Raw genomic sequence first — 25084 nt, forward strand, 5'->3', positions numbered from 1 at the left:
TAAAAATAACTATTAAAGTTGACCCCTCCGCCTATCGGCACCTCCCCTTGAAAAAAGGGGAGGAATTATTTAAGGAGCTTTTTTTAATAATTTGATGTTAATAAATTTTTGTCATGTACTTAAATTTTTTCGTATTAAATGTATAAAAAAAGTCCTAACTAATGCTAGGACTTTTAATAATATTTAGAGAATTATATATTAATTCTTTGTTTTGTTTTTTGATTTTGATTTGGAGCCTACACGAGACATGGCACATCTAAACCCAATATAATCGGTAGCCATATCTTGTGGGAAGTAACGTCGTTGGGCCGGGTCCAACCAATACTCTCTGTCTTTCCAAGAACCCCCTTTGTAAACTCTTACTTCGTCATTTATTAAAGAAGATCTTGTGTTGGATTTATCATATTCTCTAACTATATTTCCCAATGAATCCCTACTGATAACATTTTTAGGGGAGTTGTACATTTTACTGGTTTGGGAAGCTTTTGCATCTCCATTCTCATCATTTTCATTGAAGCTTTCAAAACGACGGGACGATTGTCTGTCACCATCTCTAAAGTTTATTTCATTGCTCTTATCAAAATTAGTACGTAAATAGGTTTCATTTTGATCAACAGGCACCTGCAATATTTCGCCCGGTAAATTTCTAGCCACAATTTTTCCGTTGGATAGCGTGTCATAAACAATATCATCAATACCCACAACCTTTACGGAGCCGTCTTCATTAATGGCGTTTTTTGTATAAACATTCCCACGGTAGTAGTTAAAATCGTTAAATTCATCATCTACTATCGGTCTGTAAACATCGGCAACCCACTCGGCAACGTTACCGGCCATATCATATAGACCAAAATCGTTTGGAGCATAGGATTTTACGGCATTGGTAATATCGGCACCATCATCAGACCAACCTGCAATACCGCCATAATCACCTTTTCCTTGTTTGAAGTTAGCCAATTGGTCTCCACGGTTTTTTCGAGAGCCACTTCGGGTATATTGCCCATCCCATGGGTATTTTTTACGGCCACGGTATAAGTTATAGTCTCTAATTTCACTTAATCCCAGAGCAGCATATTCCCACTCGGTTTCGGTTGGTAGTCTGTATTTTGGGGTTATCAAACCTGTTTCTCTGGTAGCGTAAATATTACTTTCATTGCCATCCGCATCTTTTCTAACAAATCTTTTGTTTCCTCTTTCAGGGTTAATAATTTCTTCGTTTCCACCATAAGTCAATGTAGGAGCATTTATATAGGTGTCTGTGCTAAAAGTAGATTCGGCGTTAACATCAACAATTTTGGCATCGCGCTTTAAGTAACCTGCTTTTTCTAAATTAAATTCGTTAACACGATCTGATCTCCAATTTGCAAATTCAACAGCTTGAATCCAACTTACACCAACAACCGGGTATTCTCCATAACCAGGGTGGCGCAAATAGTTTTCTGTCATTACTTCATTGTAACCTAATCGGTTTCTCCAAACAAGGGTGTCTGGTAGGGCGCCATGGTAAATAGCTCTAAAATTTTCATCTGATGGCGGGTACACTCGTTTTATCCAATCTAGGTACTCCATGTACATGGCATTGGTAACTTCAGTTTCGTCCATATAAAAAGACTGTACATGTTGTTGATTGGGCGTGTTGTTCCAATCGTGCATCACATCGTCTTGAACGCGACCTTTTGTAAAAGTTCCTCCTTCAACAAACACCAATCCTGGAGCAGTTTCTTGTTCTTTGAAATCGGTATTGTACTGAAAACCACCTTCACGGGAGTTAATTTGCCATCCTGTAGCTCTAGAACTATTCTTTGAACTCGAAGATTTTTTGCAACCGGTTGTAGCCATACTTAAAGCTAAAACCAATAAAACCTTGAATGCTACTACTTTTTTCATATCCATACGTTTAAGTAAGCTAATTATATTTTTGGTGGTGCAATATAACAATTAAACCGAACACTGCAAGTTATTTTTCGCATTTTAACCAAAAAAAAGTGTATTTCACCCTATTTTTTAGTCATTACACCGATGTTTTGGCTGTTTTGCACCCTTCTTTTGTGTTGTAATAACGTATGATTTACTAAATTATTATTGTATTTTTACCCCAGTTTTAAATATTGTTGTTTTCTTATGATAATAACAAGGCATTAACAACGTTATCCTAGCAATGAAAAAGGAATTTTTACTATTACTATTATTTAGTTGTACGGCTTTTTATGCCCAACAGCAAGAATTTGATGTTAATTGGGAACCTTCACAGAAAATATCCGGGGGAAATTATTCATTTGAAATTCCATCTTTCAATAAAGAAAACCTAAGTTTTAGTTTTGATGAGGGTTTATTGTTTATGGTGCAATGGAAAATCTCCAACACCATCAATGAATCATCGGTTGCGCTAAGCAATGTAACGTATGCGTCTATTTCTAAAACTGAATTAAAGGATTTAGATGTAAACACTATTCCGTCCCAATTAAATTACAGTTTAAAAAATTCTTCTGCCAGAGATAAACAATATGCTGTTTTTCAATTATCCCCTATTATAAAGGATGCAAACGGCAGTTTTAGAAAGATAACGTCATTTCAAATCAATTATGCTAATGGCGGTAATACAAATAGAATTTCATCTTCAGGCAAGCTTGGTGGTGTAAAGGCCATTTCTAATTCTGTGTTAAACACTGGAGAGTGGTATCGGTTTTATGTAGATACTACGGGTGTTTTTAAATTGTCGAAAAGTTTTTTACAACGTTTAGGGGTAAAGGTCAATAGCTTGGACCCCAGAACAATAAAAGTATATGGCAATGGGGGGCGCATGATCCCTTATTCCAATTCGGTGGCATATCCGTATGATTTACAAGAAAATGCCATTAAATTTATAGGGGAAACGGACGGTGTATTTAATAACGAAGACTATATTTTGTTTTATGCCCAAGGCCCAAAAGAATACAATGTAGAGAGTAACACGAATATTAATGCTTATACCGATAAAACATACTATTATATACATGTAGGCCCAGGTGCAGGAAAACGTATCCAATCATTTACGCAACCCACGGGATCTGTGGATATGGTCATTAATACTTTTCAGGAATATAAATTCCATGAAGTTGATAAATACAATATTGCATTTTTAGGAAGGCGTTGGTTTGGTGACAGATTTGATGTCAATAATAATAAAACCTTCACGTTTGATTTCCCCGATTTGGTAACCTCAGTGCCAATTAACCTAAGGGTTTATGTTGCGGCGGCGGCTTCAAGCCCAACATCTATGCAGTTAAGTGTAAACGGAACCGCTGTATCTACCTTATCGATGTCCGGCGCCTCCACGCCCAGTTTGGCTAGTGAGTCTTCCTATTCTAACAATGTTAGCGTAAATGCTTCAAAAATCACTGTTGGTCTAAATTTCGATAACAAAGGGAATCCGAGCGCATTGGGCTATTTGGATTATATTTCCATAACAGCAACCCGTGCATTGAATTTCAATAAAAAACAGTTTCAGTTTAAAAACAATGCCGTTGCCTCGGCATCGGGTATTGGGCAATATACCATAGCAAATGCATCACAAGTGTCGGAGATTTGGGATGTTACCGATATTTATAACGTGTCTAATTTCCAGAATTCAAGTGCCGCTTCAAATTTAAGCTTTACGGCAATATTAGGTGTTTTAAAAACCTATGTTGCTGTAACATCTCAAGATTACTTTGATCCCAAATTCGATTCGCGTACCTCAATAAGCAACCAAAACATAAAAGGGACCGTTTTTTTGAATAATCAAGGTGAGTTTCAAGATATAGACTATGTAATAGTAGCACCGGATAATATGCGCAACCAAGCAGAGCGTTTAGCGCAAATAAACAGAGAGCAATACAATTTGAACGTAAAAGTTTTTGGGCTGAACGAAATTTATAATGAATTCAGTACCGGCAACCAGGATATTGGGGCCATTAGGAATTTGGTTAAATATATTTATGATAATGCCAGTTCGCCCGACAAGAGAATAAAATATGTATGTTTGTTTGGCGATGGGTCTTTTGACTACAAAGACAGAGTGCCCAAAAACACCAATATAGTACCTTCATGGCACTCTTACAGCAGTTTTAATCTTACCAGTTCTTTTGTGTCCGATGATTTTTATGGCATGATGGATGCGAACGAAGGTACTATGGCAACAAGCGATAAACTGGATATTGCAGTGGGCAGAATTTTGGCCGATACCCCGCAACGTGCTAAAGAATTGGTTGATAAAATTGATTCGTATTATAAAAAAGAAGCTTTTGGAAGTTGGCAAAATAACTTTGTTGTGGTATCGGATGATGTAGATAAGGATTGGGAGGGTATTTTACAAGAAACCACCGATAATATAGGTAATTTGGTAACGCAAAAAAAACCGTTCATTAATGTTGTGAAGATACATTCTGACGCTTTTAAGCAAGAATCTTCGGCAGGTGGCGATAGATACCCGCAAGTAACCAACGAATTTGTAAATGCTGTTGATAATGGTGCATTGGTGGTCAATTATTTTGGGCATGGAGGAGAGGAAGGTTTGGCTTCAGAACGTATATTGTCAAAACCTGATGTTTTAGGGTTTCGTAATTTTAATAAGCTGAACTGTTTTGTAACGGTTACTTGCGAGTACACTAAGTTTGACAATCCATACAGAGAAACCGCAGGCGAATTTACCTATTGGAACAAGCAAGCAGGAGCTATAGGATTGATAACAACTACCCGACAGATATTTGTGTCATTTGCCATTACGTTCAATATTGTATTAGAGGAATATTTGTTTTCATATAGCGCCAAGGATACGTATGGCGATTATGAGTATCCTTCTATGGCAGAATCTTTGCGCTTAACAAAAAACGATCCCTCAATATCTTCACAAAGTCAAAGGCGATTGGTGTTTTTTATTGGCGATCCCGCCATGAAATTGGCATTCCCAAAACCAAATGTTCGATTGACAAAAATCAACAATGTGCCTATTGGTCAATCTACCGATACTTTAAAAGCGCTGGGTTACGTAAAACTTGCAGGCGAGGTAACCGATATTTCAGGGAACCTTTTAAGTAATTATAACGGAACACTTTCTACCACTATTTACGACAAGGAAATACAAAGACAAACCTTGGCCAATGATGGTACCACTTTAAACGGCCAATTAGTGAAATTGGATTTTAAAACGCTTGGTGAAATTATTTTTAGAGGTCAGGCCTCGGTAAAAAACGGACAGTTTGAATTTGATTTTGTAGTGCCAAAAGATATTGGAATTCCCGTAGGCTTTGGAAAGGTGAGTTTTTATTCAAAAAACGAGGCTCTGTTGGATAACCAATCAGGTGCCAGTGTGAATACAGTAAAAATTGGTGGTTTGAACAAAAATGCTGAAGAAGATAATATTGGGCCCGTTATTGCACTTTACATGAACGACGAAAACTTTGTTTCGGGCGGTATCACCAATGAATCGCCAACATTGTTGGCAAAGTTGGAAGATGGTAATGGTATCAATACGGCAAGTGGCATTGGGCACGATATCGTGGCTATTATTGATGGCGATGAAACAAACCCCATCGTTTTAAATGATTACTATCAAACGCAAGTTGACGATTATAAAAAAGGCGTGGTCAGCTTTCCTTTCAGGGATTTAGCACCTGGTCTCCATACTTTAACACTTAAGGCCTGGGATGTGTACAATAATTCCTCCATAGCTGAAATTCAGTTTATTGTATATGATAAAGATGAAGTTTTACAGATAAATAATGTGCTAAACTACCCAAATCCCTTTGTAAATTACACAGAATTTTGGTTCAATCACAATAGTTCGGCGCCCCTGAACGTTTCTATACAGATATTCACGGTCTCCGGGAAATTGGTTAGAACCTTAAACGGACAAACCTCAGGAGGGGCAATAACCAACAGTTCATTGTCTAGGGATATTGTGTGGGATGGAAGGGATGATTTTGGCGATAGAATAGGCAAGGGCGTCTATATTTACAAACTTACCGTCCAGTCCGACTTCTTAAATAAAAAAGTAGAAAAAATTGAGAAACTTGTTATACTCTAATAAAAATTTATATTTGTTTAATTAAAATTAATTTATGAAGAATCAACTATTGCTATTGACCGTATTTGCTTTTGTTTTAAAAATTGACGCACAAACAACCATAATTCCTAAAGAGAACGATACTCGAGTTATTACAACGGGAATGCCGTTTACATTGATCGCTCCAGATGCCAGGGCAGCAGGTATGGGCGATATGGGTGTTGCAACTTCTGTTGACGCCTTTTCACAACAATGGAATTCATCAAAATATGTGTTTTCAGAAACACAATCTGGTTTTTCATTAAGCTATACACCCTACTTAAAAAAACTGGTCAATGATATTGGAGTTGGGTATTTAACATATTTTAATCGTTTGGATGAACGTAGTGCTTTTGCAGCGAGTTTTAAGTATTTTGGATTGGGAAGCATTGAACTTACTGATAATGTGGGAAATTCTACCGGAACTGAAAAACCAAATGAGTTGGCATTGGATGTTTCTTATGCTTTGAGGTTAACAGACCAGTTTGCTATGTCTGTTGCCATGCGGTATTTGCGTTCTGATTTAAGGCTCAATTATGATGAAAACACAGACGCAAGTGCAGCCAATAGTTTTGGAGTGGATATTTCAGGATATTACCAAAGTGAAGAAGAAGCCTATGCCGATTTTAACGGACGTTGGAGAATGGGTTTTGCAATTCAAAACATCGGGCCCAAGTTTAAATATGATGATGGCGGACAAGATAATTTTCAACCCACCAACTTGCGTTTAGGAGCTGGTTTCGATTTTATATTTGATGATTACAACAAGGTAGCAGTAACTGCCGAGGTTACTAAACTATTGGTGCCAACACCACCTATTTATGGTGATGAATATAATTATACCGATACCAATAGCAATGGCACTTATGATGAAGGGGTAGATGTGTTGGGTAGCAAGACCGATCAACAAAACATAATCATACAAGGCCAAGATCCAAACGTAGGCTTTTTATCTGGAATGTTTCAATCATTTGGTGACGCTCCAGGAGGTTTTAGGGAGGAAATAAAAGAGTTTACATGGGCTTTGGGTGCGGAATATGTATACCAAGATTCGTTTGCCTTTAGAACAGGATATTTTAACGAAAGTGAAGAAAAAGGGGCGAGGAAATTTTTCTCTCTAGGCGCTGGTTTTAAAGCGAATGTGGTAAACATTGACTTGTCTTATTTGTTTTCGGCATCCAAAATCCAAAGTCCTTTAGATAGTACGTTGCGATTCTCACTAACATTCAATATTGGTGCAGGAACTTACAATGAGTACTAACCAATTGTTAAATAAATAATAACAAAAAACTATTGCTTTCTGCAATAGTTTTTTGTTTAAAATAGTTTCTTAACTTTAATAAAAATATGATAAGTACATGACAAAAATTAACTTTTAGAAATGAACTACTAGTAATTTTCAGGATAATCAAGACCTCACAGGTGGGGTGTAAAATTTGAAGTATTTAAAATTTAAAATTTCGTTCTCTTTTTTATCTTCAATAATGAATTTAAAAATGACTTAAAGCCTTTATTTTACTAACTTTTTAGGTTTTAAACACCGAAAAAGTTTAAAAAACAGACCGAACGATTTTTTTATGAATACGCACAAATTTGACACCCCACCTCACAGGTTTCCAAAACCCGTGAGGTCTGCGTGACAAACAAGCCTTAATATGCTAAATGTGTGTGGTTTATATTTATATTCTTAAATTTTTGTCATGTACTAAAAAAAACATGGTTTTGTTAATTTGATTGGGTTGATTCGTTTTTTGGAATATTTTCATAAAACAACTTTGTGCAACTCTTTGTTAACTTTGTGTAACTCTGTGGAATAATTTTAAAGAAAGGAAAATTACTAACAACAAGAACAAAAGATATAGACGCATGAAAGAATTAAAAATAGAATCCACATTATTTATCTTCGATACCATTGAAGAACTTCCAAAGGACGTTATGTCTTTAATGAAAAAGGCCTTTGAAGCCAGGGATAAAGCCTATGCCCCTTATTCAAACTTTCATGTAGGCGCCGCCATACTTTTAGAGAATGGAGAAATAATAACAGGGAACAACCAAGAAAACGCGTCGTATCCATCAGGATTATGTGCCGAACGCACCGCTATTTATTACGCAGGTTCGCAATATCCAGAGGTTAAAATTGTAAAAATGGCCATTTCAGCAACATCAAAAAACAAACCCACATCAACGCCCATTCCACCTTGTGGGGCGTGCAGGCAAGCTATTGCGGAGTATGAAATAAAACAAAAAACACCTATAGAAATCTATTTTATGGGGGAATCGGGCCATGTTGCAAAATCGAATTCACTTACCAATTTGTTGCCTTTGGTTTTTGATAAATATTTATTGTAAATCAGGGTTGTCCGATAAAAATGTTTACAAACTGCAATTGGTATTAGTGTGTTTATCAATTAATAACGACCAAATCTTTATTCTATATTCTAACAGCGAAGCGGTCTTGATTCCTTACAGGATAACAATGATTGTAAATATTCCTAATAATGTAAAATTAGCAAGTGCTTAATCGATTGAAATTTTCAATCCAATGGCATTCAGCCTCAAAAATTATTAAAAAGATAATCTTGTATAGAATGCACTATTTTTTCGATATTTTTTCGACTTTAATTAATTTACGTTTTTTCAATAGCAGACAAAGTGTTACTTTTGTATTTCGCATAAGTAAAACCTAAAAATAGTCGATGCAAAAAATCACAAAAGAGGTTTACCTCAAATGGTACGAAGATATGTTGTTTTGGAGAAAGTTTGAAGACAAACTGGCTGCCGTTTACATACAACAAAAAGTAAGAGGATTTCTTCACTTATACAACGGTCAAGAAGCTGTTTTGGCGGGTGCTTTACATGCTATGGATTTGACAAAGGATAAAATGATAACGGCTTACCGTAACCACGTACAGCCCATAGGGATGGGTGTGGACCCCAAGCGTGTTATGGCAGAATTATACGGAAAGGTTACAGGCACCTCTCAAGGTATGGGTGGTTCTATGCATATTTTTTCAAAAGAACACCGTTTTTATGGCGGGCATGGTATTGTGGGAGGACAAATTCCTTTAGGCGCCGGTATAGCATTTGGCGATAAATACCATGGTAGTGATGCGGTAACACTGTGCTGTTTTGGTGATGGTGCTGCCAGACAAGGTTCACTTCATGAAACATTCAATTTAGCAATGCTTTGGAATTTACCTGTGGTATTTGTTTGTGAAAACAATGGGTATGCCATGGGCACCTCTGTTGAGCGTACTGCAAACCATACCGATATTTGGAAACTAGGTAAGGGATACGAGATGCCATGTGGCCCGGTTGACGGGATGAATCCTATAAAAGTGGCGGAAGCGTTTGATGAAGCCATTCAACGCGCCCGAAAAGGTGGCGGTCCCACATTCTTAGAACTGAAAACGTATCGTTATAGAGGTCATTCCATGAGTGATGCGCAACATTACAGAACAAAGGATGAAGTTGAGGAATATAAAAAAATTGATCCAATTACACAGGTAAAAGATGTTATTTTGGAAAAAAATTATGCCTCAGAAGACGATTTGAAAGTTATAGACAAGCGCGTAAAAGAAAAAGTGGCTGAATGTGAAAAATTTGCAGACGAATCCGCATATCCAGAAACACAGCAGCTTTACGATATGGTTTACGAGCAAGAAGACTATCCATTTATACAACATAAAATATAAGCTATGGCAGAAATTATAAATATGCCGCGATTGAGCGATACCATGGAAGAAGGAACTGTTGCTACGTGGTTGAAAAAGGTGGGCGATAAAATAAGTGAAGGCGATATTTTAGCTGAAATTGAAACGGATAAAGCCACCATGGAGTTTGAATCGTTTCATGAAGGCACCTTGCTTTATATTGGGATTAAAGAAGGCGAGACCACTAAAGTAGATGAGCTTTTGGCCATTATTGGCGATGAAGGCGAAGATATATCCGGATTAATAGATGGTGGCGGTAAAACTTCCGAGTCTGCCTCGTCGGCAGACAGCGAAGCGAAAGAGGAACCTTCTAAATCCGAGGAATCGTCAAAAAAAGATGACAAGTCTGAAGATAATGCTTCCAATGAAACAGAAAAAGAAGCAGTAAACGAAGATGATTCTGATAAAGAAGAAAAGTCAGCTCCCTCTACTTCAGAGAAGTCTGGGGAGGGGCTTCTTCCTGAAGGCGTTATTGTGGTAACCATGCCACGTTTAAGCGATACCATGGAAGAAGGTACCGTTGCCACATGGCTTAAAAAAGTAGGCGATACCGTTGCTGAAGGTGATATTTTAGCGGAGATTGAAACCGATAAAGCCACCATGGAATTTGAATCTTTCCAATCGGGTACATTATTGTATATAGGATTAAAAGAAGGCGAATCGGCAAAAGTAGATTCTTTATTGGCCATTATAGGGCCTGCGGGTACCGATGTTTCTGGGGTTGCCGGTAATTTTAGTTCTAAATCTGACGCAGCCAAAAAGGAAGAAGCGTCCAAAAAAGAAGAGCCAAAACAAGAAGCGCCAAAAGAAAACGCATCTAAAACCGAAGTTGTAAAGGAAAGTGCAAAAGAGGAAGCACCAAAAACAACCACTGCTTCTAAACCTGTGGCGAATGCTACTTCTAATGGTAGGTTGTTTGTATCGCCCTTGGCGAAAAAAATAGCGGAGGAAAAAGGAATCAACTTATCGCAAGTAAAAGGATCCGGTGAAAATGGACGTATTGTAAAAACCGACGTTGAGAATTTTGTTCCACCTGCACAATCGGCCGCAGCCGGTGGTGTTTTTGTGGCAACGGGTCAAGAAGATTTTGAAGAGGTTCCCAATTCGCAAATGCGTAAGGCCATTGCCAAAGCATTGACAAATTCCAAGTTTACCGCACCCCATTATTACTTAAATGTGGAGTTTGATATGGCGAACGCGATAGCGTTCCGCGAGCAATTCAATACCATTCCAGATACTAAAATATCTTACAACGATATAATAGTGAAGGCTTGTGCCTTGGCTTTAAAACAGCATCCACAAGTAAACTCACAGTGGTTTGCAGATAAAATGCGATTGAACCACCATGTACACATAGGTGTGGCGGTAGCGGTTCCTGATGGCTTGGTAGTGCCTGTGGTTAAGTTTGCCAACGAGCAAAGTTTACCACAAATTGGCGCCGCAGTAAAAGAACTTGCAGGCAAAGCTAGAAACAAAAAGTTAGCGCCCCAAGACATGGAAGGCAGTACGTTTACTGTTTCCAACTTAGGGATGTTTGGTATAGATACCTTTACATCTATCATCAACCAACCAAATTCTGCCATTCTTTCTGTTGGAAACATTGTTGAAAAACCAGTGGTTAAAAACGGACAAATAGTAGTAGGAAATACTATGAAATTGTCTTTAGCTTGCGACCATAGGACGGTTGACGGTGCCACAGGCGCCCAATTCCTTCAAACATTAAAAGGGTATATTGAAAACCCGGTGACGATGTTGGTGTAACAAATTCCTGTGCTTGCAGGAATCCATAATATTAAAAACCTGTTTTATTTGTTTGAAGCAGGTTTTTTTTATCTTTAAACTCTAATAAATTTCACATGAAACTTCCATAACGAGTTTTCAATACCAAAGGTAATGATTATATGAAAGTCCCGATAGCTATCCGGGATGACCATTAAAAAACAATAAAAATAAACACATGAAAAAAACAGCTATCCTTTTATTATTAATGTTTTCGTTTGCTTGTAAATCTTCAACGGTTGTTGTAAACAATCAAGATTCCAGTCAAAATAGCATTCCAAAATCATCAAAAAATGAGGTTATTGTACCATCAATCCCAAATGCTTTAAAGCCTCATTTAATAACCAGTTCAGAACTCAAGGATATAGTAACCTATTTAGCCTCTGATGCATTGCAAGGTAGGGATACAGGTTCTGAAGGCATTGAAAAAGCAGCGGTTTATATCGAAAACATCTTCAAAAAAAACGATATAAAACCCTATTTTGAAACTTATAGAGATAGTTTTAAGTTAAAAGGTATGGATGCTTATAATATTGTCGGTTTTATTGAAGGTAATGACGCCACACTTAAAAATGAAATCGTTATTATTGGCGCACATTACGACCATATTGGTTCTGCAAAAAAAGTAGGTGATGACACTATTGCAAACGGCGCCAATGATAACGCCGCAGGCAGCAGTGGGGTTTTGGAAATTGCCGAATATTTTTCAGCTAAAAAAAATAATAAACGAAGTATTATGATTGCTTTGTTCTCTGCTGAGGAAAAAGGACTTAAAGGATCGGAGCATTTGGCAAAAAAACTAAAAACCCAAAATATAGATTTATATATGATGCTTAATTTTGAAATGATTGGCGTCCCTTTTACAGACCGACCTTATGACGCCTTTATTACAGGTTATGAATTATCCAACATGTCCGCCAAAATAAATGAATACACCAACTCCAACCTCACAGGTTTTTCAGCAGTTTCAAAACAGTACAATCTGTTTAAACAATCTGATAATTACGCATTTTATCAAGAGTTTAAATTGCCATGCCAAACCATTTCAAGTTGCGATTTGTCCAATTACGATTATTACCACCATGTGGATGATGAGGCCGATAAATTGGATTATGGCCACATGGCAAGTTTAATAAATAAAGTGATTCCAGCAATTGAAATGATGTGCAATACGCCCACCAAAGAAATAAAAATGACCCATGAGTAAAAACGTTATTATAACAGGAACGAGCAGGGGCATCGGTTTCGAATTGGTACAGTTATTCGCAAATGCAGGACATAATGTATTGGCGCTTTCGCGGAACGAAAAACCCATCCAAAATTTAGCACAACAAAATGTAACGGCTTTTTCGTTTGATTTGAATCATCCAGAAGCTTATGAAAAAGTGGAAACCTTCATCAATGAAAATTGGCAGCAGGTAGATGTTTTAATCCATAATGCAGGGGCGCTTTTGAAGAAACCTTTTTCAGAAAGTTCCATGCAAGCCTTTGAAGCCATTTATAAAACCAATGTATTTGGCGTTGCGGAATTGACAAGAATCGTACTTCCCTTCATGAAAAAAGGCAGTCATGTAGTAACTATCAGTTCTATGGGAGGTGTGCAGGGCAGTATGAAATTTCCGGGTTTGGCGGCATACAGCTCCAGTAAAGCTGCCGTAATCACTTTAACAGAATTGTTGGCTGAAGAATATAAAGAATCAGGAATTTCATTTAATGTGTTGGCATTGGGTGCTGTACAAACCGAAATGTTGGAAGAAGCTTTCCCAGGATATCAAGCACCAACTACAGCATTGGAAATGGCACACTATATTTTTGATTTTTCCCTTAACGGGAACAAATACTATAACGGGAAACTGTTGCAGGTTTCCAATTCTACGCCTTAAAGATATTACCGATTTATTGGAAAAGATAATCCAAAAGCTGCTGCGCCACTGTATTGATCCAAAGAAGGGGGAATGTAATAAGTAAAGGCAATTTCAACGCCATGATCACGGCCTAAAGCGAGTCCAAGAGTGACAGGAATATGTAAGACTAAACCTTTTTTCTCATTAAGAATTGTTGGAGTATAAGTTACAAATTTACCAATAGAGGTGCCGATACCTAACTCTAAATAAGGAGCCACATAGGGAATAGGGGCGGCGATTCGAGCTTTTCCACCAATTAAAAAGGCTTTTGATGTTACTTGGTATTGAGATAAGTTGGGGTCTGCGCCATCTGGATGGGGTGCTGTTGAAATAAATCCGATATATGGGCGTACACCAAACCATTTGGTTAAGCCCATAACATATTCGGCTTGTGCATAGATTCCAGTTCCAATTATATCATAATTTTCATCGGGAGCACTCATACCAAGCCCAATAGATGCTTGGATAAATTCACCTTTTCTTGGTTGGGCTTTTGTAATGTTTAAAAAGAAAACAGTTACGATGGTAGCAATAAAAACTTTGCGAGAAGATAAAAGCATATCAGTCATTTTATGGGATTACAATATTATAATTTTTTCAATAATAATTATATCTTTTATTTGAACTCATCTTGACTTTTTGTTTTTAACCGAAAATGAGTTGAAATTTGTTCAGATGAGACTATTTTTGAGAGGCATAGCATCGCTACGCATAAGAAAATAGACGAGATATGGGCGAATTTCAGCCATTTTTTAGGAAATAGAAAAAGACAAGATGAGTTCTTTGTGAAAAAATTCCTTTATTCAACAATTATAATTTAAATGTTGGAGCAACGGAAAACAATTGCAATAAACATGGTTTATGAATAAATATAAATGCATCATATTCGATTGCGATGGCGTATTGGTAGACAGCGAACCCATAAGCATCCAAGTGTTGGTAGATATGGCTAATGAACTGGGAGCCAATATAGATTTGGCTTACGGCATGAAACACTTTAAAGGCAGTTTCATGAAAGCGTGCATTGAAAAAATTTCTCTGCTTATTAACAAAACTGTACCAGCTACTTTTGAAAACGATTATAGAACGGAAAGTTTTAGAAGATTTAATGAAAGCATGAAGCCCATTAAAGGTATTAAGGACGTTTTGGATCGTTTAGAATTGCCATTTTGTGTGGCATCCAGTGGGCCAGAGAATAAAATAAGGCTCAATTTAGAACTCACAGGCTTATTGCCATATTTTGAAAACAACATTTTTAGCTGTTATACCATCCAAAAATGGAAACCAGACCCTGCGGTATTTCTTTGGGCTGCTGAAACTATGGGCTATAAACCTAATGAATGCTTGGTGATTGAAGACAGTGTATCTGGAGTTATAGCAGCAAAAAACGGTGGCTTTGACGTATTTGGTTATACAGAGCATGATAGTGAAAATGAGTTACAGGAAGTTGCAACAAAAACTTTTAATGACATGTCCAAACTTTTGGAAATGATATAGTGGATTAATTGAGTAAGCTTAAACAATAAGTTTCTAAACAATCGTCTTTTAACTTCTTAAAACTTTCAGACTTAATAAACTATAAACTTATAAACCAATAACCTCATAACCTTAGTTACTGCTGCTGTTGCTGTTGTTGTTGAATGCGTTCCAAATTGCGCTGGTAACTATTATTGGTTTCAGAACCCGTAAAAGTATTTGGTGGTACTACCAGTGCTGTATCCTTGTTTTTTGTAGTGCTCACCTCTACTTTAACAAACAGATCAGATTCTACTTTTCTTTTAAAAACACCTTTAACTGGGGAGCAGTCGGAGTAGTTTCTGCCAACCGCTAAACGTATGTGGTTTTCGTTTGCAATAGCATTGTTTGTTGGGTCTATCCCTAGCCAGCCATAAAATGGGATGTAAGCTTCTATCCACGCGTGGGTGGCGCCCTCACCTCTGGAGATGTTATCGGACGGACAAATATAACCACTTACATAGCGCGCGGGAATGTCGCACATTCTAACCATTTGCAGTAAAATAGTGGTAAAATCTTGACACACACCTGCTTTTAAATTCCAAACATCATCTAAAGTAGAGTCCACATTAGTAATGCCTGTTATGTATTTAAAATTTGTATAAACGTATTCACAAAGTTCCAAAGCGGCCACATAAGGTGTTTTTTCCTTAATGTTTTTTTCCTTGATTAAGTTTACAATAGCTTCCGATCCGCTAAAAGATTGATATTTTAAAAAGTCAAAAACTTCGGCATTATATTTTATAGCATTTAATTCATCCCATTGTGTTTTAGCGTCTTTAGTATCTTCTGGAAATAATCGCTCATAGGTAATTACCTCGATTTCAGATATGATGGATAATTCATCATGTGGTTCTGAAATTAAAAAAGTACCTACTCTATTATTATAAAAATCGATATAGGTTTCAATAAAAGGATTGTTGGTAACCGATAGAAAATGGGACATCACCTTTTGATAAGCATCATTTATAGGATGCAATCTAATTAAATTGGCTCCATCAATTACAGGATTACTATAACTGTATTTCGTAATGTGTTTTATGTAGAATGTTGGCATAATATTTTTAAATAAATCAATTTGTATTGGAAAAGTAAACCGAATTAATATTCATTGAAATATTTCTGATATCGTCTTTAATTCCTTCAATGTAATTGTGTAATCCTTGGGCGTTAATACTTTCAATGGTGGTGTATTTAATAGTGCTTTCTAACTTCCCGAGCAAAAATTCGAGATTGTTTTTTTCAAGTTCATTACTTTCAATAAGCTGGTTTATGTGTCTGTTGAGGTTGTTTACACAATAATACACCGATCTTGGAAATAGTTTATCTTGGAAAACCATTCCTATAATATGGTCTTCATTAAAAGTGGATTTATGGGTCTTTAAATAGAGTTGATAACCACCAACAGAAAGCAATAAATTTTTCCAGTAGAAGCCTTTTTCTAAACTATCGGATGTTTTACCGATCTCGATGAGTTTAAGTGCCGTAAAATCTGAAATTTGTATAACCCGTTCCAGATATTTACCTACGTTCATAAAGTTATATGCAGCACCACGCTCTTGGGTAATATCTGAGGTTCCATAATAAATCAAATGAAATTTCCTGAGGTCTTCCAAAAACTGCACAGGATCTTCTTCCCGGAGTCTTCTAGGCAGATCTTTATCGGTAAGATACAGGTAGTAGTTGTTGATGCATAGCCAGATCTCCCTGGAAATATGCTCTTGAACACTTCTGGCATTTTCCCGTGCCTTGGTAACAATATTTAAAATAGAATTGGAATTACCTAAGTTTAATACCATATAATCAATGCATTCAATGGCGTCCTCCGTATGAAACTCATTTTCCGAAGTGGTAAAATTATTTATTATTGGTGTCCATGAAAATAGTTCGGGCGAGTCTTGGTTTGCATAAAAATTCACTTTCAGCAAGCTTAAAATACCATTTCCACGTTCCATATATCTATCTAACCAAATAAGGTTATTTGCTACTCTACTTAACATATATACTGTTTTTCAGAATTATTGTAATACCCATGTGTCTTTACTGCCACCACCTTGCGAGCTGTTCACCACCAAGGAGCCTTTTTTAAGAGCCACCCTTGTAAGTCCGCCCGGGCAAATATCTATCCCGTCTTTACCGGCAAGTGCAAAGGGGCGTAAATCGATGCATCGTGGAGAAAGTTGACCGTTAATATAGCAGGGTGCTGTTGATAAGCGCAATATGGGCTGTGCGATAAAACCGCTTGGTTTCGTTTTTACGTTATCAAGATACTCTTTTATTTCGGCATCCGTTGCTTCATGCCCCATTAACATACCATAACCACCACTACCATCGGTTTTTTTAATAACCATATCTTTTATGTTCTTCACAACATAATCAAAGTCGTCCGGTTTTCCTAATTGATAGGTTTCAATATTTTTTAAGATGGGTTCTTCATCTAAATAATACTTAATCATATCGGGCACGTAAATGTAAATCGCTTTATCGTCCGCAATACCAGTTCCGGGCGCATTCACAATATTTACATTACCTTTTCTGTAAGCGGACATAATACCCGCAACTCCCAATACACTGGTGGCGTTAAACTCCAGCGGGTCCAAAAAGTCGTCATCAACCCGACGGTAAATCACATCCACTTGCTTTAAGCCATTGGTGGTTTTCATGTACACAAAATGGTTTTTCACAACCAAATCGCTGCCTTCCACCAATTCAATACCCATCAATCTAGCTAGGGTTGTATGTTCGTAGTAAGCCGAATTGTATATGCCAGGAGTCAATAGAACGATATTAGGATTTGATTTATCAGAAAGTTCCTTTAACTTTTTATAAAGCATATTGGGGTAGTTTGAAACAGACCTTACATTGCTCTTTGGTAAAATACCGGGAAACAAACGTTTGGAAATCTCGCGGTTTTCAAGCATATAACTCACACCAGATGGCGTTCTTAAATTATCTTCAAGTACATAAAACTCACCATCATTATTTCTAATCAAATCCACTCCCGAAATATGTACATACACATCATAAGGCACTTTTACGCCTTTCATTTCGCGTAAAAAATTCGGACATGAATAAATCAATTCAGCTGGAATTATCCCATCCTTAATAATAAACTGCTCATTATAGATATCTTTAATGAAAAGGTTTAAAGCTTTTAGGCGCTGTTTGATGCCCGTTTCAATTTTCTTCCATTCTTCGGCAGTTATAATTCTTGGAACAATGTCAAAAGGAAATATTTTTTCAATGCCCTCATTGTCGTTATAAACCGTAAAGGTTACACCTTGGCTCATAAATAATTGTTTGGACAAATCCTCTTTTTTTGTAAGTACCTCGGGAGGTGTTTTTTTCAGGAATTCAACAAATCCTTCATATTGAGCTCTAAATTTTACATTTTCACAGTACATTTCGTCCCAAGTACTTGGGAGTTTGTCATAAGAAGAGAAAAGATGATCATTCATATTTTATAGCGTATAGAACCAAATATAATAAATTATTGAAAAATACTTAACGATTTAACGATTTATGTAAATAAAAATTAAGCTTTATTGCGATTCGTTAAAAATAATTCGAAATTTTAATAAGTACTATATTTTTTCTTGGTTTAATTGTGCACTAGATAATTTTCATTAAAAAAGTATGTGTTTAATTTACTAAAAAAATACGAAGTATTCAGGCAACTTAAAATTATATTTAAAAAATAAATCATCATCAGGCAACCATTAGCATAAAATTTGCGTCTTTAAAAGTAGAAGGTTAAAATGAACCCATTTTTGAAAGTCATACCATTACATAAAAATGAATCGGAGCTTATCAAACGCGCTGTAAAAAACAATCGTGAAGCGCAACACGTGTTGTTTGAACTGCATGCTCCAAAAATGTTAAGTGTTTGCAGGTATTATATAAAGGATGTGCAACATGCTGAAGAAGCGATGCTCAACGGTTTTTTTAAAGTGTTTTCCAATATGAAGGATTTTAGGGCTGAAGGCAGTTTTGAAGGGTGGATACGGCGCATTATGGTTAGGGAATCCATTTCGTTTTTAAGGCAGCAAAAACACATAGAGTTTCCTGTTGAAGAAGTTGATTTTAAAAATGAATTTGATAATACCATTAATACAAACATGGAAGTTGCCGAGATTCAGCAACTTATAGATGGGCTACCGGAAGGTTATAAAATTGTATTTGTAATGTATGCCATAGAAGGGTATAAGCACCATGAAATTGCCGATATGTTGAAAATTACAGAAGGCACTTCAAAATCGCAATTATTTAAAGCACGCAAAATGCTACAGGAAAAATGGCACGAATTAAATAAAACAACAAGTTATGGAACCAAATAAATTTGAACAAAACCTAAAAGAAAAGTTGGAAGGCAGAACCTTGCAGCCATCAAACGAGGCATGGACCAAGCTTTCAGGGCGTTTAGACTATGAAAATAAAAAGCAAAACAGCAAAACTTTTTGGTGGTTTGGTATCGCTGCCAGTGTTATAGGAATATTGTTTGTCGGGTTTCAGTTTTTTAATATTGAGGAAATAAAACCCGTGATTGTTGATGCACCCACTATTATTGAGCAGAATGGAAATCCACCAGCTCCAGTTGAAGCAGTTGATAAACCAAATACAGCTATAGAAAAAATCCAATTAAATGAAACACCACTAGCTAATATTAAAAACAACCCTATTGTGATTGCTGAAGAAAGCATCATTCCAAAGGAAAAAATTCAAGAGCAAAAGCCAATTATGGTTAAACAAGAGACTTTAACATTTGAAGCCCAAAAAATACAGGATGTTGTGGCGCAAGTGCAAAAACTAAAAGAGAACAATCAGGAGGTTTCAGACGATGCCATTGACGCCCTATTGCTACAAGCACAAAAAGAAATAAGACTGAAAGAATTATATAACAAAACTACTGGAGTGGTAGATGCCAATATGTTGCTTGAAGAAGTTGAAAACGATTTAGACCAATCGTTTAGAAGCAAAGTGTTTGAAGCCATTAAAGCAAGTTATGGTACGGTGAAAACCGCCGTGGCGCAACGTAACAACTAAATCATTCCTGCGTAGGCAGGAATCTCATCAACAATAACTAAAAACTTTAAAAACATTCATCAAATCAACCATTAATCAAAAGATGCTGAAACTAAATTCAGTATTAAAAAACGAACAGTTATGCAAACAATTACAAAGTATTTGGCACTGGCGGTGCTCAGTTTAAGCGTGCAATTCATCCATGCACAAGACACCATTCAAAATGTAAATAACAAAGACAAAATTGAGGTCTTAAAAAATCTTAAGGAGCACATCCAAAATGAGGAGCGCAATTTTTTAAAGGCTGAAGTGGAAGCTATTAATGAACGGTTGGATAAGGGCGATATTTCAAGTGCCGAAGCAGAGATTTTAAAAAAGGAAGCAGCAAAAAAACGGGCGCTAAATATTGAAGATCGATTAGCCATTATTGATAATAAAATAGCGCTTATGAAACGTAATGATGAAGGCTACCGTATTAATAATGAAGAAGATTTATCAAGAGTCGGTTTTAGTATAGGAGGCAATGATGACAGTTTTGCCGGGATAAAAATCAATTATAAGAACAAGCCAAAAAAATACGATTTACGTACATCCAGCGATTTTGTATTGGCTTTTGGTTTAAACAATGCCATTATTGAAGGTGAAAAACTGGACGATTCGCCATACAAATTTGGTGGTTCCCGCTTTTTTGAAATAGGGTGGGCGTGGAAAACCCGTGTGTTTAAAGAATCGAATTTCATGCGTTTTAAATATGGGTATTCGTTTCAAATGAATGGTTTAAAACCAACCGATAACCAATATTTTGTTCAGCAAGGCGACCAAACGGTGTTGGAAGAATTTCCTGAAAACCTTAAAAAAGCAAAACTATCTGTAACCAATTTGGTGTTCCCGGTGCATTTTGAATTTGGACCTTCTAAAAAAATAGAAAAAGACACTTATTTTAGGTACTCAACGGATAACCAATTTAAAATAGGACTTGGAGGTTATGGCGGATTTAACATCGATACCCGTCAAAAATTAAAATATGAGTTGGATGGTGAACGCGTAAAAGAAAAACAAAAACATGAATTCAATACCACTAATTTGGTGTACGGTTTAAGTGGCTATATCGCTTTTGATGAGGTGGCACTCTATGTAAAATACGATTTATCCCCTATTTTTAAAGACCAAGCCATTAAACAGAATAATATTTCCATCGGATTGCGGTTTGATATGGATTAGTCAATTTTAATTTGGAATTGCAAAAAGGTTTCGTTAAACATGAAGCCTTTTTTATGCATTTATTTGGTTGTTGTTTATGTTTTTGAATGTGGAAAGTTGCGGTTTTGTTTACAAGAGTTTTCCAAAGTAAAATCAGGATAGCATTCAGTGAAACATTGTTTTAAAATTAGAATAAAAAGAGATGCTTTTACCTCAGTACTTTGTTGTACCACGTACTTTTATTCGGTTTGTTCAATAAATTCTGAAAAAGTCAAAATCGTAGTGTTCTCAATTTTTTCTAAAATCAGTAAGTCTTTATCTCCTGTAATTAAATAATCTGCTTTTGAATCTACTGATAAATTCAGTAAAAAGTTGTCTTTTGAATCTCGACAAATATTAATTTCAGACTTTACCTTAACTAATTCTCCGAATTGGTCAAAATACTCAAGGAATTTCTCAATATCTTTTTTAGAGAAATATTTTTTAAATTTTGGACGACTTACAACGTCAATAAATTCTTCGAGAAGTTCGGGTGAAAAAACCAATACAATTCTCTTGTTTTCAATCAGTTTGTCAATTTGACTGAATTTTTTGGAAATAAGAAAGCTAATCCAAAGATTTGTATCAAGAATTATTTTCTCATTTTTCATACCGTGATGTTCTCACTTGCTCTACTTCTTTAGTAATGTCATCTAAAGAAATTTCATCATTGGATTTGGCTCTTATTTTTTTAAGCAGAGTAGAGAAGTCCGATTTGTATTTTTCTTTATTAATCTTAATCAAGTTTAAATCCGCCAAATCCTTTAGAAGTTTCTTAGCTTTCGGATTTATTATATCAATTCGGATAGTTTCCATTTTCTTTAATTTTCTATAAATCTACTTAATTATAATGAAATTACGAATTTTTGTAGTTATATGGTGCAACAACTGTTACAAAAACAAGTAGACTTCATACAGTAAAGTTTTTTATATCTCCCATTTAACTAGTTTTTTAGGGTGTTGTTCAACATTTCGTTGGTTTTTAAGATGGGTTTTTAAATAAGTTAGGCCTATTCTTTTATAAAATGCATTTGGCTGGTACGTGCGTTAGCGATAGAAACGGTTAGCTTTTGGCGAGTACGCGCAGCGAGCCAAAACTAGTAGTGTATAGCGCGACCCTTGTGGTAACGCCCAAAATATTATAATTATAGAATCTCTATTTACCTCCCACCCGGTGGGCAATACATCTTCAAATAATTGGTAAACAAGGTGTTTAAATGTTTGGTAGTGCCTTCGCCCTCTCTAATACCATGGGTACGGTTGGGGTAGGGCATAAACTGGAATTGTTTGTTATACTTTACCAGCTCGTTTATTAAAATTTCGGCATTTTGGTAATGCACATTATCATCGCCCGTACCGTGAATGACTAACAGGTTTCCTTGTAAATTTTTAGCATAGGTTGCTGGAGATCCTTTTACGTAATCTTCCATATTTTCTTGTGGCAAGCCCATATAGCGCTCTTGGTACACATTATCATAAGTCAGTAGATTTGAAATGGCCGCCACCGAAATACCCGTTTTATATATTTCTGGATATTGAAACATTAAATTTAGAGTGGTGGTGCCGCCACCGCTCCACCCCCAAACCGCCATGCGTTCTGGGTCTACAAAATTCCATTTTAAAATTTCTTTGGCAGCCATAGCTTGGTCTCTAATATTAATCTGGCCTATTTTGCTGTAAATGCTTTTTCGCCATGCGCTTCCTTTTGGTGCCGGTGTGCCGCGGTTATCCAACGAGATGTAAATGTATCCATCATCGGCCATATCGCCCATATAATTTCTATTTCTGCCAGTGCCATACGTGTCTTTAACGGTTGCGGTTCCAGGTTCAGAATACACATATAAAACAACCGGATATTTTTTTGAAGCATCAAAGTTGGTGGGTTTTACCATCCATCCGTCCATTTCAACACCATCGGCCGTCGTGATTTTAAAGAACTCCACTTTTTTGGTTTCTTGCAGCATAGAAAGATTGGCTTCTATGCTTCCTTCGGTATTTATGGGTTTATGGTTTGCCAATGAAATGATTTCGGATGCGGGTTTTGTAAAATGATTGGAAAACGTATGGACCGCAAACGCTCCCGTGGACGATACATTATAACCATGGGTGCCTTGTAATGATTTCGGACTCATCAATTCCAAAGTTCCTTTACCGTTTAACGGGGTTTTGTACAGATAACTTTGTGTAGCATTATCAGGTGATGCCAAAAAATACACAAGCCCTTTTTTTGAATCGATATAAGACAGGTCGATAAAATCGTAATGGCCTTTGGTGATTAATTGCTCCTCTTTTCCTTCTAAAGACAGGTTATATAAATGTCTCCAACCATCTTTTTCCGAAGTCCATAAAATATTTTTTCCATCATTGTGCCAAATAAAGTTGTTGGTAAAATCAATGTCGTATTTATTGCCTGTTCTATAAATATCTACCCAAGCTTCATCTTTTTCTTCATAAATTACTTTGGAAACTCCTGAGTTAGGTTCAGCCATAAACAATTTGCTTTGGTTTTGTTTTCTGTTTAATTGTTGAATCAGTAATTTTTCAGTAGAAGGAATAAACTCCATACGCACTAAATAGTTTTGACGTGCATCTCCAGGAATTGACATCCAAGTGGTTTTGGCATCATCAACAGTGACCACGCCCACTTTGCAAGCGGATGGGGTTTCGCCTGTTTTTGGGTATTCAATGGGAATGATTTGAGAGTAAATGGAATCGGTATTGTTTATCATGTAAAAGGTCTTGGTGTCGCTGGCATCAATTTGCCAATAGGCAATGGATTTGCTATCAGGACTCCAACGGAAACCATCCCTACAAAAAAACTCTTCTTCATAAACCCAATCAAAGGTCCCGTTGATCAAGGTGGTGGTGCCATCGGTGGTAAGGGCCTTAATTTTTGAAGTGCTTAAATTTTCCACATACAAATTATTATCACTTACATAAGCGGCTAATTTGCCGTCGGGAGAAATTTTCGCAAACATAAGCGACGATTCTGGCAGCGTTTTACCAAGTTGTTGCAACTGTCCAGTAACCAAGTTTGAAATCCAGTAATCGCCTTTGGTATTGATGCGCCAAACACGTTTGGTGTTTGTAAACAATAGCACTTTTTGCTCGTCTTCCGAAATATTAAAATAACTTACGGCAAGTGGCTTATCGCTACCCGCAGGTGTTAATTGTTTTTTCGATATCAATACTTTTGAAGTGTAGGAAGGAAGTGTATATTGAACAATGCCTTCATTCTGGACACTGTAATACGAATGGCCATCCTTAGACCATTTGAACCCGCCACTTTGTGAAGAACCTTGGAAGGAAAGTAAAACAAAAAGGATAAAAAAGAATATAGTTTTTAATTTTTTTTTGAAGCTGAAAAGCAAGGTTATGATGTGCATATATTTGGGTTTTAAATGAATAAAATTGAAGTTGATAATTTTTTTTTTTCAATTTAGTATTTTATTTGAATTTGAAGTTGTTTTGGCTTGGTTTTAACAGATTCTTAGGAAATGTAAAAGAAGTGGTGGATTAAAAACAGACTTTTGGGACAGCCTTTTTAAAAAATGAAACGATTCCATATTAGTTACCTGCCGCCCCATTCTATTCATAAGCAGAAAAAATACAAAAAAGAAGAAGCCTTTCAACTCTTTTTTATAAAACAATAAATACTTAACTTCTAAGTTTGTTATAATAAAAAGCAGGAAGCAAAACCATGAGTATGATGGGTTGGATAATAAACCTCCGCACATTAAAAAACAGATAATAGTCTTCTTGTTTTGGGTTAATTCCTTAAATCCGCAAGCGAATGTTGAAAAGAAAGTTGAAAAGTCAGTAAAACCAGTGCTTTAAAGACTTTTCACTTT

Annotated in this window: 19 protein-coding genes and 1 pseudogene; 11 read left to right on the top strand and 9 right to left on the bottom strand. The window is 36.3% G+C overall.

What is annotated here, in order from left to right; genetic code table 11:
* Positions 1–198: 198 nt before the first annotated feature.
* Positions 199–1893 carry a gliding motility lipoprotein GldJ gene (gldJ, locus tag ACU1LP_RS15980; RefSeq protein ID WP_445732676.1) on the bottom strand — a complete coding sequence of 565 codons (1695 nt, stop codon included), beginning with the start codon at positions 1891–1893 and terminating at the stop codon, positions 199–201.
* Between the two features lie 265 nt (positions 1894–2158).
* Here gldJ and porU point away from each other — a divergent pair, with 265 nt between their 5' ends.
* The 7 genes from porU (at position 2159) to ACU1LP_RS16015 (ending at position 13436) form a co-directional block, all read left to right on the top strand.
* Positions 2159–6043 (top strand): type IX secretion system sortase PorU, encoded by a 3885-nt coding sequence (gene porU / locus ACU1LP_RS15985; RefSeq protein WP_445733769.1) that lies wholly within the window; start codon positions 2159–2161, stop codon positions 6041–6043.
* 34 nt (positions 6044–6077) lie between these two features.
* Positions 6078–7322, top strand: a complete 1245-nt coding sequence (gene porV, locus ACU1LP_RS15990; protein WP_445733770.1) for a type IX secretion system outer membrane channel protein PorV — start codon at positions 6078–6080, stop codon at positions 7320–7322.
* Positions 7323–7927: 605 nt separating this feature from the next.
* A complete protein-coding gene (cdd, locus tag ACU1LP_RS15995; protein WP_445733290.1) occupies positions 7928–8410 on the top strand; it encodes a cytidine deaminase in 483 nt (160 codons plus the stop codon).
* Positions 8411–8757: 347 nt separating this feature from the next.
* Positions 8758–9756, top strand: coding sequence for a pyruvate dehydrogenase (acetyl-transferring) E1 component subunit alpha (gene pdhA / locus ACU1LP_RS16000; protein ID WP_445733772.1), 999 nt, complete (start codon positions 8758–8760; stop codon positions 9754–9756).
* A gap of 3 nt (positions 9757–9759) precedes the next feature.
* Positions 9760–11535: a pyruvate dehydrogenase complex dihydrolipoamide acetyltransferase gene (locus ACU1LP_RS16005; RefSeq protein ID WP_445733773.1), complete on the top strand. Its 1776-nt coding sequence runs from the start codon at positions 9760–9762 to the stop codon at positions 11533–11535.
* Positions 11536–11731: 196 nt separating this feature from the next.
* A complete protein-coding gene (locus ACU1LP_RS16010; protein ID WP_445736776.1) occupies positions 11732–12760 on the top strand; it encodes a M28 family peptidase in 1029 nt (342 codons plus the stop codon).
* Positions 12753–13436, top strand: coding sequence for an SDR family NAD(P)-dependent oxidoreductase (locus ACU1LP_RS16015; protein WP_445736777.1), 684 nt, complete (start codon positions 12753–12755; stop codon positions 13434–13436). The genes ACU1LP_RS16010 and ACU1LP_RS16015 overlap by 8 nt, the downstream gene beginning before the upstream one ends.
* 5 nt (positions 13437–13441) lie before the next feature.
* On the opposite strand, the gene ACU1LP_RS16020 is transcribed toward ACU1LP_RS16015, so the two are convergent.
* Complete coding sequence (locus tag ACU1LP_RS16020) at positions 13442–14017, bottom strand: hypothetical protein (RefSeq protein WP_445736778.1); 576 nt, start codon at positions 14015–14017, stop codon at positions 13442–13444.
* 301 nt (positions 14018–14318) lie between these two features.
* On the opposite strand from ACU1LP_RS16020, the gene ACU1LP_RS16025 reads away from it, so the two are divergent.
* The gene (locus tag ACU1LP_RS16025) at positions 14319–14954 is read left to right on the top strand and encodes an HAD family hydrolase (RefSeq protein ID WP_445736779.1); all 636 of its coding nucleotides are present in this window, start codon (positions 14319–14321) and stop codon (positions 14952–14954) included.
* Between the two features lie 115 nt (positions 14955–15069).
* Here the strand turns inward: ACU1LP_RS16025 and ACU1LP_RS16030 are convergent, their stop codons facing one another.
* Genes ACU1LP_RS16030 through ACU1LP_RS16040 form a run of 3 tightly spaced genes read right to left on the bottom strand, consistent with a single transcriptional unit; the run spans position 15070 to position 18430 of the window.
* Positions 15070–16029, bottom strand: coding sequence for a transglutaminase family protein (locus tag ACU1LP_RS16030; protein ID WP_445731940.1), 960 nt, complete (start codon positions 16027–16029; stop codon positions 15070–15072).
* Between the two features lie 16 nt (positions 16030–16045).
* A complete protein-coding gene (locus ACU1LP_RS16035; RefSeq protein ID WP_445731941.1) occupies positions 16046–16972 on the bottom strand; it encodes an alpha-E domain-containing protein in 927 nt (308 codons plus the stop codon).
* A gap of 18 nt (positions 16973–16990) precedes the next feature.
* Positions 16991–18430 (bottom strand): circularly permuted type 2 ATP-grasp protein, encoded by a 1440-nt coding sequence (locus ACU1LP_RS16040; protein ID WP_445731942.1) that lies wholly within the window; start codon positions 18428–18430, stop codon positions 16991–16993.
* 300 nt (positions 18431–18730) lie between these two features.
* On the opposite strand from ACU1LP_RS16040, the gene ACU1LP_RS16045 reads away from it, so the two are divergent.
* The 3 genes from ACU1LP_RS16045 (at position 18731) to ACU1LP_RS16055 (ending at position 21215) form a co-directional block, all read left to right on the top strand.
* Positions 18731–19309 (top strand): RNA polymerase sigma factor, encoded by a 579-nt coding sequence (locus ACU1LP_RS16045; protein ID WP_445736780.1) that lies wholly within the window; start codon positions 18731–18733, stop codon positions 19307–19309.
* Complete coding sequence (locus ACU1LP_RS16050; RefSeq protein WP_445736781.1) at positions 19296–20015, top strand: hypothetical protein; 720 nt, start codon at positions 19296–19298, stop codon at positions 20013–20015. The genes ACU1LP_RS16045 and ACU1LP_RS16050 overlap by 14 nt, the downstream gene beginning before the upstream one ends.
* A 120-nt stretch (positions 20016–20135) precedes the next feature.
* On the top strand, positions 20136–21215 hold the full coding sequence (locus ACU1LP_RS16055; protein ID WP_445731945.1) for a hypothetical protein: 1080 nt from the start codon (positions 20136–20138) through the stop codon (positions 21213–21215).
* Between the two features lie 218 nt (positions 21216–21433).
* Here ACU1LP_RS16055 and ACU1LP_RS16060 read toward each other — a convergent pair whose 3' ends face one another.
* The 4 genes and pseudogenes from ACU1LP_RS16060 to ACU1LP_RS16075 all read right to left on the bottom strand — a co-directional run.
* The gene (locus ACU1LP_RS16060; protein WP_445731946.1) at positions 21434–21844 is read right to left on the bottom strand and encodes a putative toxin-antitoxin system toxin component, PIN family; all 411 of its coding nucleotides are present in this window, start codon (positions 21842–21844) and stop codon (positions 21434–21436) included.
* A complete protein-coding gene (locus tag ACU1LP_RS16065; protein ID WP_445731947.1) occupies positions 21834–22049 on the bottom strand; it encodes a hypothetical protein in 216 nt (71 codons plus the stop codon). Before ACU1LP_RS16065 ends, ACU1LP_RS16060 begins: the two co-directional genes overlap by 11 nt.
* Positions 22050–22393: 344 nt before the next feature.
* Positions 22394–24619, bottom strand: coding sequence for a S9 family peptidase (locus tag ACU1LP_RS16070; RefSeq protein ID WP_445736782.1), 2226 nt, complete (start codon positions 24617–24619; stop codon positions 22394–22396).
* Positions 24620–24890: 271 nt separating this feature from the next.
* A pseudogene (locus tag ACU1LP_RS16075) lies at positions 24891–25007 on the bottom strand (exosortase F system-associated membrane protein); the annotation flags it as partial.
* Positions 25008–25084: the final 77 nt, after the last annotated feature.

The sequence above is a fragment of the Mariniflexile sp. genome, assembly GCF_052728615.1.